Source organism: Streptomyces melanosporofaciens, from assembly GCF_900105695.1.
Taxonomy (GTDB): domain Bacteria; phylum Actinomycetota; class Actinomycetes; order Streptomycetales; family Streptomycetaceae; genus Streptomyces; species Streptomyces antimycoticus.
The window spans coordinates 3,206,039-3,220,172 of sequence record NZ_FNST01000002.1 but is presented as its reverse complement, the minus strand read 5'-3'; the positions used below and the strand labels follow the sequence as shown (position 1 = coordinate 3,220,172).

Annotated in this window: 14 protein-coding genes; 12 read left to right on the top strand and 2 right to left on the bottom strand. The window is 63.1% G+C overall.

Translation table 11 applies throughout. The features are described 5' to 3' along the window. Positions 1–79 precede the first annotated feature (79 nt). Positions 80–1,564: a hypothetical protein gene (locus tag BLV72_RS47325; RefSeq protein ID WP_167746367.1), complete on the bottom strand. Its 1,485-nt coding sequence runs from the start codon at positions 1,562–1,564 to the stop codon at positions 80–82. A gap of 1,048 nt (positions 1,565–2,612) precedes the next feature. Here BLV72_RS47325 and BLV72_RS47320 point away from each other — a divergent pair. From BLV72_RS47320 to BLV72_RS16270, 5 genes are all read left to right on the top strand, one after another. Further along, positions 2,613–3,524, top strand: a complete 912-nt coding sequence (locus BLV72_RS47320; RefSeq protein WP_143059779.1) for a nucleotidyltransferase domain-containing protein — start codon at positions 2,613–2,615, stop codon at positions 3,522–3,524. After that, a complete protein-coding gene (locus BLV72_RS16285) occupies positions 3,524–4,168 on the top strand; it encodes a Cap15 family cyclic dinucleotide receptor domain-containing protein (protein WP_093463078.1) in 645 nt (214 codons plus the stop codon). The genes BLV72_RS47320 and BLV72_RS16285 overlap by 1 nt, the downstream gene beginning before the upstream one ends. A gap of 9 nt (positions 4,169–4,177) precedes the next feature. After that, entirely contained in the window at positions 4,178–5,926 is a 1,749-nt protein-coding gene (locus BLV72_RS16280) for an anti-phage protein (protein WP_093463076.1), read from the top strand. Between the two features lie 529 nt (positions 5,927–6,455). After that, the gene (locus BLV72_RS16275) at positions 6,456–8,273 is read left to right on the top strand and encodes an IS481 family transposase (RefSeq protein ID WP_425288520.1); all 1,818 of its coding nucleotides are present in this window, start codon (positions 6,456–6,458) and stop codon (positions 8,271–8,273) included. 157 nt (positions 8,274–8,430) lie between these two features. Then, positions 8,431–9,225 (top strand): NUDIX domain-containing protein, encoded by a 795-nt coding sequence (locus tag BLV72_RS16270; RefSeq protein ID WP_093463072.1) that lies wholly within the window; start codon positions 8,431–8,433, stop codon positions 9,223–9,225. On the opposite strand, the gene BLV72_RS16265 is transcribed toward BLV72_RS16270, so the two are convergent. Then, the gene (locus BLV72_RS16265; protein ID WP_208906035.1) at positions 9,209–10,252 is read right to left on the bottom strand and encodes an NsdA family TPR-like regulatory protein; all 1,044 of its coding nucleotides are present in this window, start codon (positions 10,250–10,252) and stop codon (positions 9,209–9,211) included. The two genes, BLV72_RS16270 and BLV72_RS16265, sit on opposite strands and share 17 nt — an antisense overlap. A 424-nt stretch (positions 10,253–10,676) precedes the next feature. Between BLV72_RS16265 and BLV72_RS16260 the strand changes: the two genes are divergently transcribed. From BLV72_RS16260 to BLV72_RS16230, 7 genes are all read left to right on the top strand, one after another. Continuing rightward, positions 10,677–11,024 (top strand): SCO3933 family regulatory protein, encoded by a 348-nt coding sequence (locus BLV72_RS16260; RefSeq protein ID WP_093463070.1) that lies wholly within the window; start codon positions 10,677–10,679, stop codon positions 11,022–11,024. Between the two features lie 2 nt (positions 11,025–11,026). Beyond that, positions 11,027–12,382, top strand: a complete 1,356-nt coding sequence (locus tag BLV72_RS16255) for an FtsK/SpoIIIE domain-containing protein (RefSeq protein WP_093463068.1) — start codon at positions 11,027–11,029, stop codon at positions 12,380–12,382. Positions 12,383–12,466: 84 nt separating this feature from the next. Further along, positions 12,467–13,147 carry a DUF2637 domain-containing protein gene (locus BLV72_RS16250; RefSeq protein ID WP_093463066.1) on the top strand — a complete coding sequence of 227 codons (681 nt, stop codon included), beginning with the start codon at positions 12,467–12,469 and terminating at the stop codon, positions 13,145–13,147. 22 nt (positions 13,148–13,169) lie between these two features. Further along, on the top strand, positions 13,170–13,364 hold the full coding sequence (locus BLV72_RS16245; protein ID WP_093463064.1) for a hypothetical protein: 195 nt from the start codon (positions 13,170–13,172) through the stop codon (positions 13,362–13,364). Position 13,365: 1 nt separating this feature from the next. After that, positions 13,366–13,557: a mobile element transfer protein gene (locus BLV72_RS16240; RefSeq protein ID WP_060953032.1), complete on the top strand. Its 192-nt coding sequence runs from the start codon at positions 13,366–13,368 to the stop codon at positions 13,555–13,557. 14 nt (positions 13,558–13,571) lie between these two features. Then, complete coding sequence (locus BLV72_RS16235) at positions 13,572–13,727, top strand: hypothetical protein (RefSeq protein WP_093463062.1); 156 nt, start codon at positions 13,572–13,574, stop codon at positions 13,725–13,727. 20 nt (positions 13,728–13,747) lie between these two features. Next, positions 13,748–14,056, top strand: a complete 309-nt coding sequence (locus BLV72_RS16230; RefSeq protein ID WP_093463061.1) for a SpdD-like protein — start codon at positions 13,748–13,750, stop codon at positions 14,054–14,056. Positions 14,057–14,134 lie beyond the last annotated feature (78 nt).

Below are 14,134 nucleotides of genomic sequence, written 5' to 3'. Positions count from 1 at the left end.
CACAACACCGGCTCGGAGCGGGGCCCTGATCTGGGGCAGCGAGGGAGCGGGTCGGGCTTAGCCGCTGCAGCAACAAGGATCAGCTAACGAGTTTGCGGAACCGCTCAAAGAGCAGCCGAAACTCTCCTGGGTAGGGCGGCTCCTGGTCTCCGTCATCGATCTTGTCGGGGTCGACAGGGGTATGTGCTGTGACAACCTCATCGACGAGCGCTGAGAGGTCGTTGTCGTCGAGAAGGAGCACGAACTCATGACGACTGAGAGCTGTGTCCCTACAACGTTGCAGGAAGTGTTCCTTGTCGGTGAGAGACCGGCATAGCAGTAGCCCCACTTTTCCGCGTAGTGGTGAGAATCTGCCGCAAAGTTGATCCAACTCAGGATTCCCGAGCTCGGAGTGATAGTTCTTGCATTCGACGAAAATATGCGAACTCGGATGTCCTTGTCGTGTTATCCATCCGAAGAATCCATCTGTTGCGTTGTTTGTGTAGGTGATATCAACTCGCTTTCGAGATTGATCCAAAGGATGTTCGACGACCGGATAGGTTAGCCAAGGGTAGAAGATGGCACTAAGGAGTGCGTGGACCTTATGATGATAGATTGTAGCGTTCTCGGCGCCGGGCGGTGTTTCCAGTACGTCCGTCAGGAGATTCTGGTAACTCACCGGGTTGGTCCCGGTAGCCGCACTTAGCTCATCGTGATCAAGAGGGCGCGATGGCTTCTTCCGTTTCTCCTCTTTGTAAGTGTGGAATACTTGAGAGCGAGTCAACGTCAGATCGACCATCTTTTTCTTATCCCCGCCGTACTCCATTTCGACGTCCATCTTGGTCACGAATTTGCGCCCAGTCTTGGCAGTTTGGACTAGCTTACTGCCTGGCTTGTCGAGCTCCTCGTCTTGCAGTGACGGTGCCAAGTGATTCCTAAAGTAATCCTCCTTGGTTAAGTGTAGATCGTGGCGGACGATTACCTTGGGCACCAAAAGCAGGGGGGCTCCTGGTAGCAGCATTCGCGTATTCCCCTCTTCCCAGTCGCCAGTTGAGGGGTTCCATACGAGCCCGCTGTAAACTCCGTCTTGGAGCTCCATACCGTAGATTGAAGCCATAGACTGCGTGTACGAAATTAGCATTCCACGAATAATGTTTGTGGTCACATCTGAGATGATGTCCTTACCGATGCCTTCTATGAAGAGGGCTGTATCCTCCAAGTCCTCAAGTAGGCCAGTCTCTGCCGCCCGGCTCACTACAAGGTTGTTGGTTATCCGTTGTACGAGGTAGGGCCCCAAGCCTCGACCGCGTGACTTCCCTTTTGACAAGCCGAAGTGAGTTTCATTCGGCTCTTGCAGTCGGACAAGGAGCTCACGGAGCCGGTCCTGGTCGCCAGCATTGATTGCATCTACTACGCTATGGAAAAAGGTCGATAGCATTGTGTGGCACTGGCTCGACCATTCGTCTGGAAGGTTTTTTAGGGTGCTCGGATCGATGTAAACCGGGGTGTCTTTTTCTACATCTACATCGACGAAGTCGAGAGTTGGCTGCGTTCGACCCAGCTTGTAGTACTCGGAAACACGCACGACGTCCCCCAGATCCGCCTATCGGTCCTCCGCGGATCGATATCGATACCCATCTCCAGTTTTCCCTACGCTCGACAGCGTCGAGTTGGCCGAAAGTAGGGTGCGAGTTGGCCCGCAGGTTGGGCGGAGGCGCCGGCACCACCTCGGGTGGACTGGTTTCTCGAACGGGTGGATGCGGCAGCTAGTGCTTGCGCGAAGCCGATGGTGTCGCTGCTGCCGGTTGTGGACCTGCTCAGGGCGATGCCTGTGTGGATGTCAGTAGCAGCGGCCAGGGTGTGTACTCATGGAAGTGCCCCGGGCCTGTGGCCTGGGGGTTCCGCGTGGAGCGGGTGGCGAGAACCGAACTCGCGCTCTCAGAAATTGGGAAACTGCGATCATTGGGGGACGGTTTACGCGCTGACTTGGGCAAATGCATGCTGAGCGGTCCCCGTGAGCCTGGCCGCCTCCACCGTGAGACCCCGCTGTTCCCCGTTCGATCTGGTGCGCTTGCGGTGCGGCCGTGGGGGCCATGGGCACAACCTTCTGATCCGTAGTTCTAGCCGGATCGGTCAGTGACTGTCTCGGCGACCAGGTCCGTGATGGCTGGCTGGTCTCCCGCGTAGACGTACCGCGCCCTCGTCCAACAGCACGGACATGTGTTGCACCTGGATCTGAGCCAACCGACCAATGGCTTCACGGCTGATGTTTGGTACGGCGATTGCGGTAGCAGCTAGATGAGTATTTGGGACTGCCTGTCTGGTCGCGGTAACCGCAGATCATGCAACTGCACGCAACCGAGCCGTCGCCGAGCGTACAAGTGACCTTACCCAAGCTGGACGTTTCCCTGGGGATCCGTGGTGTTCGCGTGGGTGCTGGATCGGGAGATGCAGACCACCAAGAAGGGACAGAAGTGAACACGAATGGTCGCGGCGGCGTGCAGCTCGCCTAACGGAGCGTGAGCAACTGTCAGTGCTGGAGGCTAGCTTGTTGCATGCCGTGACCTGAGCCTCCGGGCCCGAGACACGGCCGCAGCACAGGCTGCGCAAGAACGTAAGAACGGGGAGTTGCTATGACAGCACTGGAAGACAAGCTGGGACGCTACACGGCGCCGTCCAGTGATACCGAACAAGAGAAGCAAGACCGAGCTGAGCGCATGGTGCGTAAGGCCGTCGAAGGTTGGAGTGGATTTGACGGTGTCGGGATCAGATTCTTGCCGAAGGGATCGTATAAGAACAACACCAATGTCCGCGCCGACAGTGACGTCGATATTGCTGTAATCCATAAGGGATTCCATTATCTAAACGATGACGCGTTGCGTCCTTCGGACAAGATCGTGCGACATCCCGTCACCGGCAAGCGCTACGAGGGAGCTGCTTTCCGTGCGGAGCTTGAGGCAGCCATGCGCAGCGCATATGGCAGTGACTGTGATACGTCAGGTTCTACGGCCATCGAGATTGCCGAAAACGGAGGTCGCGTGAAAGCTGACGTCGTGCCGTCCTTTGAGCATCGGAAGTACTACTACGATGCTCAGGGAAGAGTTCGATACTTCGAGGGCACCACAACGCGACGCACAAACGGCGAGTGGGTAATCAACTATCCCGAACAGCAGTATGACAACGGGGTGGAGAAGAACGAGCGAGGCACGGGTCGCCGTTACAAGCGCATGGTGCGCATTCTAAAGCGTGTGGAGAATGACCTAGTTGCTGCGGGAAAAATTGAGGCTTTGCCGAGCTACTTCATGGAGTGTCTCGTCTACTGCGTGCCTAATGGCCGTTTCAATCACGGCGGACTTACACCGTTGACTGACGACATTACAGCGGTGGTCGCCCATATTTGGAGCCAGACGAAACCTGACGGCCTCGCTAAGGATTGGTACGAGCCGAACGGTATCAAGCCCCTGTTCGGCCCGGGACAGAAGTGGTCCATGGACGACGCTCACACCCTCGCATTGGAGACTTGGCAGAATCTGGGGCTCAAGTAGTGGAGAACATTAAGGCTCGCGTTGGTATCGGTATCGCAGCACTAGTGTGGCTAGTGCTCGCGCTGCTCTCTGGCCAGGGTTTCTCGCAAGTACCACTACGCATCTACTCCATTGCCGGAACGATCGCTGCCCTAGCGTTCGCCTTGTGGGAGCGATTCATCTGGAAGTGGAAAGTTGTGCGGTACTTTACGGGGGTGCCGTTGATTTCCGGAACGTGGCGTGGTGAGCTGGTCTCTTCTTACGTGCACCCGGATGGTTCGAACGTGCCACCGATTCCTACGGCTATTTATGTCTCACAGTCGGCGTCCAAGTGGACGGTAACGCTCTTCACCGGAGAGTCGAAGTCGATTTCTGAGCACGCCAAGCTCATTCATGATCCCGACGGCCGTTGGCGGTTGAGTTGGCAGTACGTCAATACCCCTCGGCCTGGTGTGCGGGACCGCAGCGAGCGCCACAAGGGAGCCGCTGAGGTTTATATCGGTGCGCGGCTTGGGGAGGGGCTGGAAGGCGCATACTTCACTGATCGTCGCACGGATGGTGAGTTGCGGTTTTCTGAATGGTCTCCTGTTCGCTATAGCAGTGCTGACTCAGCCTTTGCGGCTGATGGCTTCAACCACACGAGTCCTTTTGTGGGCGGCAAATAGGGGGGTGCCATGAGCGAGCGCGTCATCGAACAATTCATGTGGGGCTTCCAGCATAGCTTTCGATCTTCGGTCGAATTCGAGGTGGAGCGCGCTTTTGAGGAGATCGGGTTTAAGGCCTATGTTCGCTGCATTCTCGTCGGATTTGAAGTGACTGACGGACACAGGTTTCCGATTTGTGTAGAGCAGGGAGATGGCCTCTATAAGACAGAGGATTTCTCTGACGTGCAGCGGCTCGCGGTTGAGAAGTACAGAAATAATCCTGAGAGCAGCGTTCTGTATAGCCATCCGAGGATGCGCAAGCTCCGCCAGGAGTCTCTAATGAACCGGATGCGGGCAGAGGCTCTCGAAGAAACCCTAGGGTCATTGGAAGGGCAATCCGAGCGAATCTTTTTCGCTAGTAACTCTGTGCAAGTCGGTGACTATGATGTGCACGTAATTATTGGAACCGACAAGCAGGCGGTTGCTCGCGTGCCGCAGATTTCCACAACTATGAGTGATCGAATGCCAGTGCTTCAATCACTCGTTCATGCAGTTATCTGGGAGATTCTCGGGCGAGCGGCGAAAGCTTTGTATTTGCCGGAGGCTGGTTCTGGTTTGAGTGTCTTGGGTGCCAGTACAGGTGAGATTGTGCGAACAGCTACAGAACATATGTTGCGCACTATGATGTATTGCATCCATTATTGGTTTGCGAGTGACTTTCACTTGCTCATGAATCAGCTTTCGGCGCTGCCGTATGAAGGTCGTGAAGGTGCCGGACGCTTGGTGTTGGCTCAAGCGGATAATCCAGCTATTGATGTAAGTGTGAAGTTAGCCAGTCCAGTCGACAGTCGCAATACACTTGCTATCCGTAAATTACTGGAAGGAGGTGGGCCAACCGCTGACGTGCTTTCGGATGGAGAGAGAATTTACGGGCTCGGAACAGTACGCTCTGACTACGACCCTACTACCGAGTCAGTCTTCAACGTTAGGTTCTTGAGGCGGGGTTACTGGGAGTTGTCGCATGCTGGCACAGCTTTGCTCGCTGTCCGTGACGGAATCCCAAGTTTGCCTCAGCATGTACTCGATGAGAGATACCTCCTTGACCTATGCGATCGGCTCTTTACTGCATCGGATGGCGACGTTTTGGTGCAGGCGGCTCGTGCCATCGGTAAACACCGACATGGTGCGATGCTTGTAATCTCTGCAGATGCAGAAGGGGAAGCAAAGCGACTGTCTCCCCAGTCGTGGGCGGTCGAGCCGTCTCTGCTCTCACCGAGCTTGCTTACACAGCTCACGGACATGGATGGCGCTGTACTGCTTGACCCTGAGGGAAATTGTCATGCGATCGGTGTGATCCTTGACGGTGTAGCCAAGGGTGAAGGCGATCCTGCTCGGGGAAGTCGACTTAATAACTCAGTGCGCTATCTTGGTAGCGGCCGAGCAGCAACTATCGTGGTGGTATACAGTGCTGATGGCGGGATTGACGTTTTGCCACATCTTCACTGTCGTGTTTTGAAAAGCGAAGTTAATGGGGCTGTGGCCGCTTACCTTGCTCTGGTGCCACAGCGTCCTCCCGAGCTGGAACGGGTTAACCGGCTCTGGGACGCCGTGAAATCTTTCCGGTTTTATCTCTCTGCTGAGCAGTGCAACGCTCTCAATGATGCTCGCGAAGCATTTGAAGAATGGCGTATGGAGACCACGCAGGTGAGGATCGAAGAAAATCTACTGGTCCCCGATCCTATGATGGATGAAAGCTATTGGCTCAAGGAGAACGAATAGGTCCCGGACTTCGCCCCGGCCAGGCTTATGTTCGCGAGGGTGGAGGTCGGCGTAGCGGCTTTGGGGTGGCGCTGCTTTGGCGCGAGTGATCATGGCCCCGTAAGCTTCCGGCGCGTCGGGCAGTCTGTGGAACTGCCCGGTAAAGCACGACGTTGGGGCCATGATCTTCGAGGCTCGCGCCAAAGTGGCTCCGTAAAGCCGTGGAGCCGACCGCCCCAGCCACGATGTACCTCTTCTCTGGCATCAGGTGGCTGACTGTTCTGAGCACGGCACGGGCGCCGGCCGGGCTGGAGCGGGGCGGAGACAGGAGCGCAGGCCCGGCCGGGGGCCGGGCCGCGCGCGGCGAGCAGGGCGAGCCGCCTTGATCGAGTAGGGAAAGTTCTACCGCGCTCTGGTTGATCGTCTTTGTCCGGTCCCGGTAGATGCTTGACAGTTCGGTCCCAGCTGATGGTTGACAGTGGCCGTGATCGGCTTTTCTGTGCGCGTCGTTGCGGCGCGTGGCAGGAGGCCGGGATTGGCGCTGGTGGAGTTGTCGGTTGTCGAGCAGAGATACCGGGCTGTCCTGGCCGTGCTGGCGGGTGCGACGGTGACCGAGGTCGCCGCGTCGCTTGGGGTGTCCCGGCAGACGGTCAGCGGCTGGAAGTCGAGGTATGAGGCTTCGGGGCTGGCCGGGTTGGCGGACCGTTCCCGTAGGCCGGTGTCGTGTCCGCATCAGGCCTCTGCGGAGGTGGAGGCGGCGGTGTGTGAGCTGCGGCGCAAGCACCCGAGGTGGGGTCCGCGGCGGATCGCTCATGTGCTGGAGCGGTCCGGGGCAGTGAGCCCGGTGCCGTCACGAATGACCGTCTATCGGATCCTGGTCCGTCATGGGCTGGTGGAACCTGGAGTCCGGCGCCGGAAGCGGTCGGATTACAAGCGTTGGCAGCGGGACCGTGCGATGCAGTTGTGGCAGATGGACATCGTCGGCGGCGTGATGCTCGTCAACCCGGTCACCGGTGAGCTGACCGAGGCGAAGATCGTGACGGGTGTGGACGATCACTCCCGGTACTGCGTGATCGCCAAGGTGGTCGAGCGGGCGACCGGGCGGGCGGTCTGTGCGGCGTTTGTGGGCGCTCTGCGGGTGTTCGGGGTGCCGGAGGAGGTGCTGACGGACAACGGCAAGCAGTTCACCGACCGGTTCGGGCAGGGCGGTGAGGTGCTGTTCGACCGGATCTGCCGGGAGAACGGGATCGCGCACCGTCTCACCCAGCCGGCCTCGCCGACCACGACGGGCAAGGTTGAGCGGTTCCATCAGACGCTGCGGCGCGAACTCCTGGATGACTGCGGGGCGTTCGAGAGCATCGAGGCGGCTCAGGCGGCACTGGATGCGTGGGTGGAGGAATACAACTGCGTGCGGCCGCATCAGGCGCTGGACATGCAGTCTCCGGGAGACCTGTTCGCCTCGGTTTCCGAGCAGGAGCGGGACGTCCTGGGTCTGAAGATCCCCGGAGTGCTTGCGCTGGTGCCGCAGCAGCGGATACCTCCTGCGGATCCGGTCCCAACCGAAGCGTCGGCTGTTCATGCCGGTCCGCCTGAGGTGGTCCCGGCAGTGGTCCCGGCAGTGGTGCCGGTGGAGCCCGGTGGGCCGGTGGAGTTCGAGCGGGTGGTGCCTGCGAGTGGGAATCTGCAGGTCGCGGGCAAGCAGTTCTGGCTCGGACCGGCCCGCTCAGGACTGACGGTGACCTTCTGGGCCGACACCTCGGTGATCCATCTGCTGATCGCGGGAGCACGGATCAAGAGTGTGCGTTCGCACCTGTCGGTGGCGGATCTGGGACGGTTGGCGGCCCGGGGCGGGCGTCCGGGCGGGCCGGCCCCGCTTCCGGTCGGTGACGGGGTGGCGTTCGAGGTGGACCGGGTGGTGAACAACAGTGGCCTGGTGGGTCTGGGCGGGCACCAGGTGCTGGCGGCGGAGATCCTTGGCGGCCGCCAGGTGGGTATCCGGATTGACGAGGAGACGCTGTCGTTCTTCGATCCGTCCTCGCGGGAGCTGTTGCGGGTGCGGCCCAACCCGCTGCCCCGTGAGGAAGTCCGCAGGCTGCGGGGCCTGCGTCCGGCCGGACCGCCGCCGAGGCCGGGCGTCGAGCCTGTGCGTGTGCAGCGGCGGGTCAGCGCGGTGGGCACCGTCATGGTCTGTCGCCAGGTCGTCTCCCTTGGTCGGCCCTACGCAGGGCAGACCGTGACCGTCCACGTCTCTGACTCCACGATCAGCGTCGAGCTGGACGGCCAGGTCCGGGTGATCCAGCGGACGACCGACGTCCCGGTCCGTAACGTGAAAGCGAACAAGCCCCACGGGGCTCCCTACGTTGTCTAGGCCCACCGTCAAGCAACACCTGGGACCAGAACGTCAAGCATCAGCTGGGACCCGACACTGGTTGATCGTCTTGGTCGGTCCGTGCCTACTCACGTGAGTAGGCACGGCTAGAGTTGTGGCGGCCGACATAACAGGACCGCAGGAGCGTGCTGACCGGATGGGACCGAAGTCGGAGCGGGTCTACCGCACGATTCGCGAGTGGATCGCTACGGGCAAGTACTCGCCAGGTTCCAAGCTCCCGTCCGAGCGGACCCTGTCTGAGGATCTGGAGATCGGCCGTACGGCCCTGCGCCAGGTGCTGGCCAAGCTCCTTGCTGAGGGCGTCGTCGAGGTGCACGGCCGTAGCTCCTACCGGGTGCCGGATCGGTCAGTGACCACCGAGGCGCCGGCGGACCTCGAGCCCTGGCAGATCCATGGTGAGCGGACGCTGTATGACAACCCCTGGGTGAAGCTGAGCCTCGTCGACGTGGAACCGCCCGGCGTGAAGCGCTTTGAGCACCATGTCGTCAAGCTTCACCATGTGGCCATCGCCGCCGTGATCGATGACCAGGACCGGGTGCTCATGATGTGGCGGTACCGCTTCGTCCCTGATGCCTTCGGCTGGGAGCTGCCGGGCGGCATCGTCGATCCGGGGGAGGAACCCCTTCAGACCGCCTTGCGTGAAGTCGAGGAAGAGACCGGCTGGCGGCCGGACGCCTTGCAGCACGTGGTCACGTACCAGCCCATGGTCGGCATGGTCGACTCGCCGCACGAGATCTTCGTCGGTCATGGGGCGAAGCTCGTCGGTGAGCCGACCGATCTGGAAGAGGCCGGTCATATCGCCTGGGTGCCTCTGTCCGACATCCCCGGTCTGATGGCTCGTGGTGAGCTGATGGGGTCCGGCACCTTGGTCGCCCTCCTTCACGTGCTCGCCTCGCGGGGTGCCGGTGCGTCGCCTACAAGCGCTGCGTGAGCTGCTCGATCCGGCGCCTGTGACGTACTGACCTGGTCCGGCTTGCCACCAGTTGGGCTTGCCGTAGGTGCTTCTGCGCCTGGTCGTGCTCGCCGCGGGCCATGTGGGCTTGGGCCAAGTCGCAGTGGAGCCCCGCCGAGGACCTGATGAACGTGGGGTCGGTCGTCTCCAGCGCGGCGTACAGGCTGTCCACTGCCTCGGCGTCGCCAATCAGGGCGAGGGCGTTCCCGCGCCACCTGGTGAGGTGGCCTTCATTCAGGAAGATGCTCAGCATGTCCGGATCGCGGGCGTCTTCTCCTGCGGGCAGGTGTCGCATCGCAAGCTCAAGAGCCTGTCGACACTCGTTCTGAAGCCCAGCTCGGGCGCAGATCTCCGCCTCGGCTGCGTACAACCAAGCCCTGAGGCGCGGAGACGTGCCCTTTCCGCCGAGCCGTTGCGCATCTCGGACCAGATGCACCGCCATCTCAGGACGTCCGGCGTCGCAGAGCACGTATGCCTGTTCGGCGGTGGCGTGCGCGAGGTACATGGGCTCCTCGGCCTCCTGGGCGGCACGCTTCCCCAGCTCGTAGTGACGCCAGGCCCGTTCCACGGCTCCGACGTCAAGGGCCTGCCAGGCCGCCAGGGTGGCTGCTCCGGCCAGAGCCAGGGCTACCGGGCGTCGGGTCTCTGGGAGTACCGCGAAGGTCAGGGCGTCTTCCAGTCGTGTCAGGTGTGCAGTCATCTGGTCGACCAGAGTGGCGGCGCCCATCTGCCGGTCAACGGTCCGGAGCAGTTCGGTCTGGTCCATGAACGTCTTGACCATCGTCAGGCTGACGTTCTTGGCCTCGTCGATCCGGCCTATCAGCTCGTCGTACCCGTCGGCCGTGGCGAGTGCCAGCGGCGACTGTGATCTGCCGACCAGTTCATCGTCAGTGATGCCGAGCAGCGCGCGGAGGATCTTGGCGTAGTGGCTGGAGATCGTCCGTCGGCCGTTCTCCCACTCCGAGACGTACACTCGCAAACTCGCGGTTGAGGCGACGGTGAGCATGTGCTGGCGCGCATGACGTTCGATCTCCCGCACAAGACGCTCTTGCGACCATGCCCGTGCCGTCCTCGCTGCTTTGAGTCCACTCATCGCGTACTGCCGCTCCGCGTTCGGGTGTTGAGCCGTAACAGCAGCATGCCTTACATCGGCCCAGGTCGGCAGGGGTTAACGGGTCTGCTGTTAACCCCTGTTGGCTACCGGATCGTTGCTCGGGGCGCTTCCCTGGAACTGTCGCAGTCAGGCGAGTTGAGAGCTCGGGCCAACGGCGATGCTTGACATCTGGTGCGCACCAGATGCAACCTTCTGGTGCGCACCAGTTGGAAGCGCGAACACTCCGCAGGTTTGCTGCGGCATTCAATCAACGTTCAGGAGCGGCGACCCACCGCCAAGCAAGTACGCCGCTCCCACCCCTGAAGGGACCTCTATCATGCGTCAGATTCCCGTCGACACGTCCGCCGCGACCGTGATGGTCGCCAAGCCCGCCCAGCCGAAGGTTCGTGATCGCCGTACCGGTGAGATCGCCTTGGACGCGGACGGTGTGAAGCTGATGACCGTGGACGTGATGTTCGCGGCCAACGACGACGTCGAGATCCTGTCCATCGCCGTCCCGGAGACCGGTATCTCCGGTGACCTGGTCATGGGCACCCCGGTCGCGCTCACGGGCCTGATCGCCCGGCCGTGGGAGAACGAGTTCAACGGTCAGAAGCGGCACGGGATCGCCTTCCGCGCCGTCGCGGTCACCTCGCTCGCCGCCTCGGGCGCGACGGCGGCCTGATCATGACCTGGTTCATGGTCGCTGTGGTGGTGGTCGCTGCTGCCGCGGGTCTCCTGCGGTGGCGGCGCCCCGCCTGGTACTGGCTCTCCATCGGCGTCACTTTCGCCACCGTGCGGGTCATGGTCCGCTACGCCTCGGTCATGGATGCCTGCGGGCTGACCGTTCCGCCCGCCCGCTGGCGCCTGACCCTGGCTCGGATGGCTGGCCGGGAGGTGCCAGGCCCCCGCCCGCCGCGCATCCTGCGTCTGAGCCCGACCCGCACTGGCCTGGTACTACGGCTCAAGCTCAGGCCCGGACAGGACGCCTTCGACGTCGCCGCCACCACTGACCGGCTCCGCCACTCCTTCGGCCTGTACGGGGTCACCTCCCGTGAGATCCGCTCGGGTGTGGTGGAGGTGCGGATGACCGGCTACGACGTGCTCAAGCGGGTGCAGATGCCTGCTCGGCTCGATACCCGGCCGATGCGCATCCCGGTCGCCCTGCGCGAGGACGGCTCGGTGCACTACCGCGACTACCGCGCGGTCCCACACGGGCTGACCCTCGGGGCTACGGAGTCCGGCAAGTCCGTCTACCAGCGCAACCTGGTCGCCGGGCTCGCCCCGCACCATGTCGCCTTGGTCGGCATCGACTGCAAGCAGGGCGTGGAGCTGTTCCCACTGGCCCGCCGGTTCTCCGCGCTCGCCGACAACCCCGATATCGCGCTGGAGTTGTTGGAGGCGCTGGTGACGCACATGGAGGAGGTGTACCAGCTCATCCGGGCCGAGCAACGGATCAGCGTCGCCGTGCCGGATGCGAAGATCGCCGCCGACGTCTGGGACCTGCCCGAGGACATCCGGCCGGTACCGGTCGTGGTCCTGGTCGACGAGGTCGCCGAACTCGCCCTGTACGCCACCAAGGATGAGGAGAAGCGCCGGGACCGGATCATCACCGCCCTGGTCCGCCTCGCCCAGCTCGGCCGCGCGGCCGGCATCTACCTGGAGATCTGCGGGCAGCGCTTCGGCTCCGAACTCGGAAAGGGCATCACCATGCTCCGCGCCCAGCTCACCGGCCGCACCGCCCACCGCGTCAACGACGAAACGTCCGCCAACATGGCCTTCGGTGACATCGCACCCGACGCCGTGCTGGCAGCGGTCCAGATCCCGGCCGAGACCCGCGGCCTGGCCATCGCGGGCGATTCGACTGGCGGATGGCACCGCATCCGCGCCCCGCACATCTCGCTGCGCGAGGCCGTGAACATCTGCAACAAGCACGCCCACCGCACCCCTGACGTGCCAGCCTTGGCGGCTTTCCGCCCCGCCATCGAAGCGGTGCCCTCGGCCCGGGATCGGCTGTCCAAGACAGCCCCCGCCACCGCCTGACCTCACCCTCTTCTCCGGTCGGCGTGACCGTCTTCGCGCCAGGTCCCTACCCCTCCCATGCCTGACGACAGGAAGGAACCCGTGATGGCCCGCCCGCGTGTCGACGCCGTTCTGGTCCAGGCGGTCATAGCCGGGGCGCTGTCCTTCGCCCATCTGCACGATCTGGCCGCCGCTGCCGGACAGGACGGCTGGAAAGCCTGGGCCTACCCGATCAGCGTCGACCTGCTCCTGGTCGCCGCTTGGCATCGACTGCGCACCGGCGGGCCCACCCGACTGGCCTGGTGCTGGTTCCTCATCGCCTTGGCCGCTTCCCTCGGCGCCAACGTCGCCACCGCCGGACTCCTCGACATGCGTCACGTCCCTGCCTGGCTGCGCATCCTCGTCGCCGCTTGGCCTGCCCTCGCCTTCATGGGCGGCACCCTCCTTGCCCACACCACCACTCACACGGAGCCGGAAGCGTCGGCGCACCCCGACGCGACACCCCAGCCCCCGGCCGTCGAGGACGAGCAGAAGCCCGAATCCGCACTCGCGCCGGTGGCCGACGTCGAGGAACGCGCCGCGCCTCCCGCCCCCGAGCCTCAGCCCACCCCGGCCCCGCCCGCTGCTCCCGCCGTCCCCGTTCCAGCCGCGCTGGTCGACCACGCCCGCAAGGTCGCCGACGACCACCACGCCCGCACCGGGGCCCCGATCGACACCGACACCCTCCGCGCCCGCCTCGGCGTCCCGCGCCAGCTCGCCGATGCCATCGCGGCCCAGCTCGCCTGACCCCGAAAGGAAGCGACGTCTCATGACCCGTGACCCGGCTGACCTGACCGCTGCCGACTACCTCGACGGCGCCCGCGAGATGGCCGCTGCCGACCGGCCCTTCCTTGCCCACCTGCTCGCTGAGGAGGCCGCCCAACGCACCCCCGACCTGGCCACCGCTGCCGGTATCCGCGCCAGCTTCCCCGACCCGACGACCACACGAACGGAGACCGACTGAGATGCCCGCCCGCGACCACTTCCACTCCGTGATGCGGATCGGCCCGGTGCAGATCGGTACCCACCGCGACCGGAACGGCCGCACCGTGCACGCCGCCGTGTGCACCGCCGACCGCTGCGGCTGGTCCGCCGACTACTCCAGCCAGTCCGCCGCCCAGCTCGCCGCCCGTACTCACCGCTGCCGCATCAACTGACCGGAGGTTCCGCCATGGACGTCCCGCTCTGGCTCGCCCTGATCGTCGTCGGCTGGCTCGGCATCAAGCTCGTCCGTCCGCCTTGGTGGCTCATCGCCGTACTCCTCCTCGGCGGCTACCTCCTCGCCGAGAGCGGCTTGGCCTCCGTCGCCGATACCACCGTCAAGTAACCCAGGAAGGAGAACCACCCATGCTCCGGCCCAAGCACCCGACCATGCCTCAGCCCACCGGTCTGGTCACCCCGCAGACCCCGACCACCATCACCCCTGGCACTCCAGCCCCGCCGTCGACATCCAACGTCCCGGCCTCTACCCGTCCGGTCGTGCAGCTCACCCCCGGCACCGCGATCGCCCTCGTCGGCGGCGGCACGGCCGTGGTCCTGGTCATCGGCGCCGTGCTGGTCTCCATGCTCCTGGCCGTTGCCGTGACCGGTGTTTCGGTCGCTGTTTGCGCCGTCGTCCTGCGCTCCCTGCTCGCCTCCGAAGCCAAGCGCCGCTGAACCGGCCCCCCGGGCGGCTCCGATACCGCCAAGCATCCGCCGCCCGGGCGCCGTCCCTGTCCGATCCACTGAACCGGA

Excerpts from the sequence above, each read along its gene's own strand:
- BLV72_RS16240 (WP_060953032.1), top strand. The coding sequence starts at position 13,366 with ATGCCCGCCCGCGACCACTTCCACTCCGTGATGCGGATCGGCCCGGTG.
- BLV72_RS16235 (WP_093463062.1), top strand. The coding sequence starts at position 13,572 with ATGGACGTCCCGCTCTGGCTCGCCCTGATCGTCGTCGGCTGGCTCGGC.
- BLV72_RS16260 (WP_093463070.1), top strand. The coding sequence starts at position 10,677 with ATGCGTCAGATTCCCGTCGACACGTCCGCCGCGACCGTGATGGTCGCC.
- BLV72_RS47320 (WP_143059779.1), top strand. The coding sequence starts at position 2,613 with ATGACAGCACTGGAAGACAAGCTGGGACGCTACACGGCGCCGTCCAGT.
- BLV72_RS16265 (WP_208906035.1), bottom strand. The coding sequence starts at position 10,252 with ATGCTCACCGTCGCCTCAACCGCGAGTTTGCGAGTGTACGTCTCGGAG.
- BLV72_RS16255 (WP_093463068.1), top strand. The coding sequence starts at position 11,027 with ATGACCTGGTTCATGGTCGCTGTGGTGGTGGTCGCTGCTGCCGCGGGT.
- BLV72_RS16250 (WP_093463066.1), top strand. The coding sequence starts at position 12,467 with ATGGCCCGCCCGCGTGTCGACGCCGTTCTGGTCCAGGCGGTCATAGCC.
- BLV72_RS16245 (WP_093463064.1), top strand. The coding sequence starts at position 13,170 with ATGACCCGTGACCCGGCTGACCTGACCGCTGCCGACTACCTCGACGGC.
- BLV72_RS16230 (WP_093463061.1), top strand. The coding sequence starts at position 13,748 with ATGCTCCGGCCCAAGCACCCGACCATGCCTCAGCCCACCGGTCTGGTC.
- BLV72_RS16280 (WP_093463076.1), top strand. The coding sequence starts at position 4,178 with ATGAGCGAGCGCGTCATCGAACAATTCATGTGGGGCTTCCAGCATAGC.
- BLV72_RS16270 (WP_093463072.1), top strand. The coding sequence starts at position 8,431 with ATGGGACCGAAGTCGGAGCGGGTCTACCGCACGATTCGCGAGTGGATC.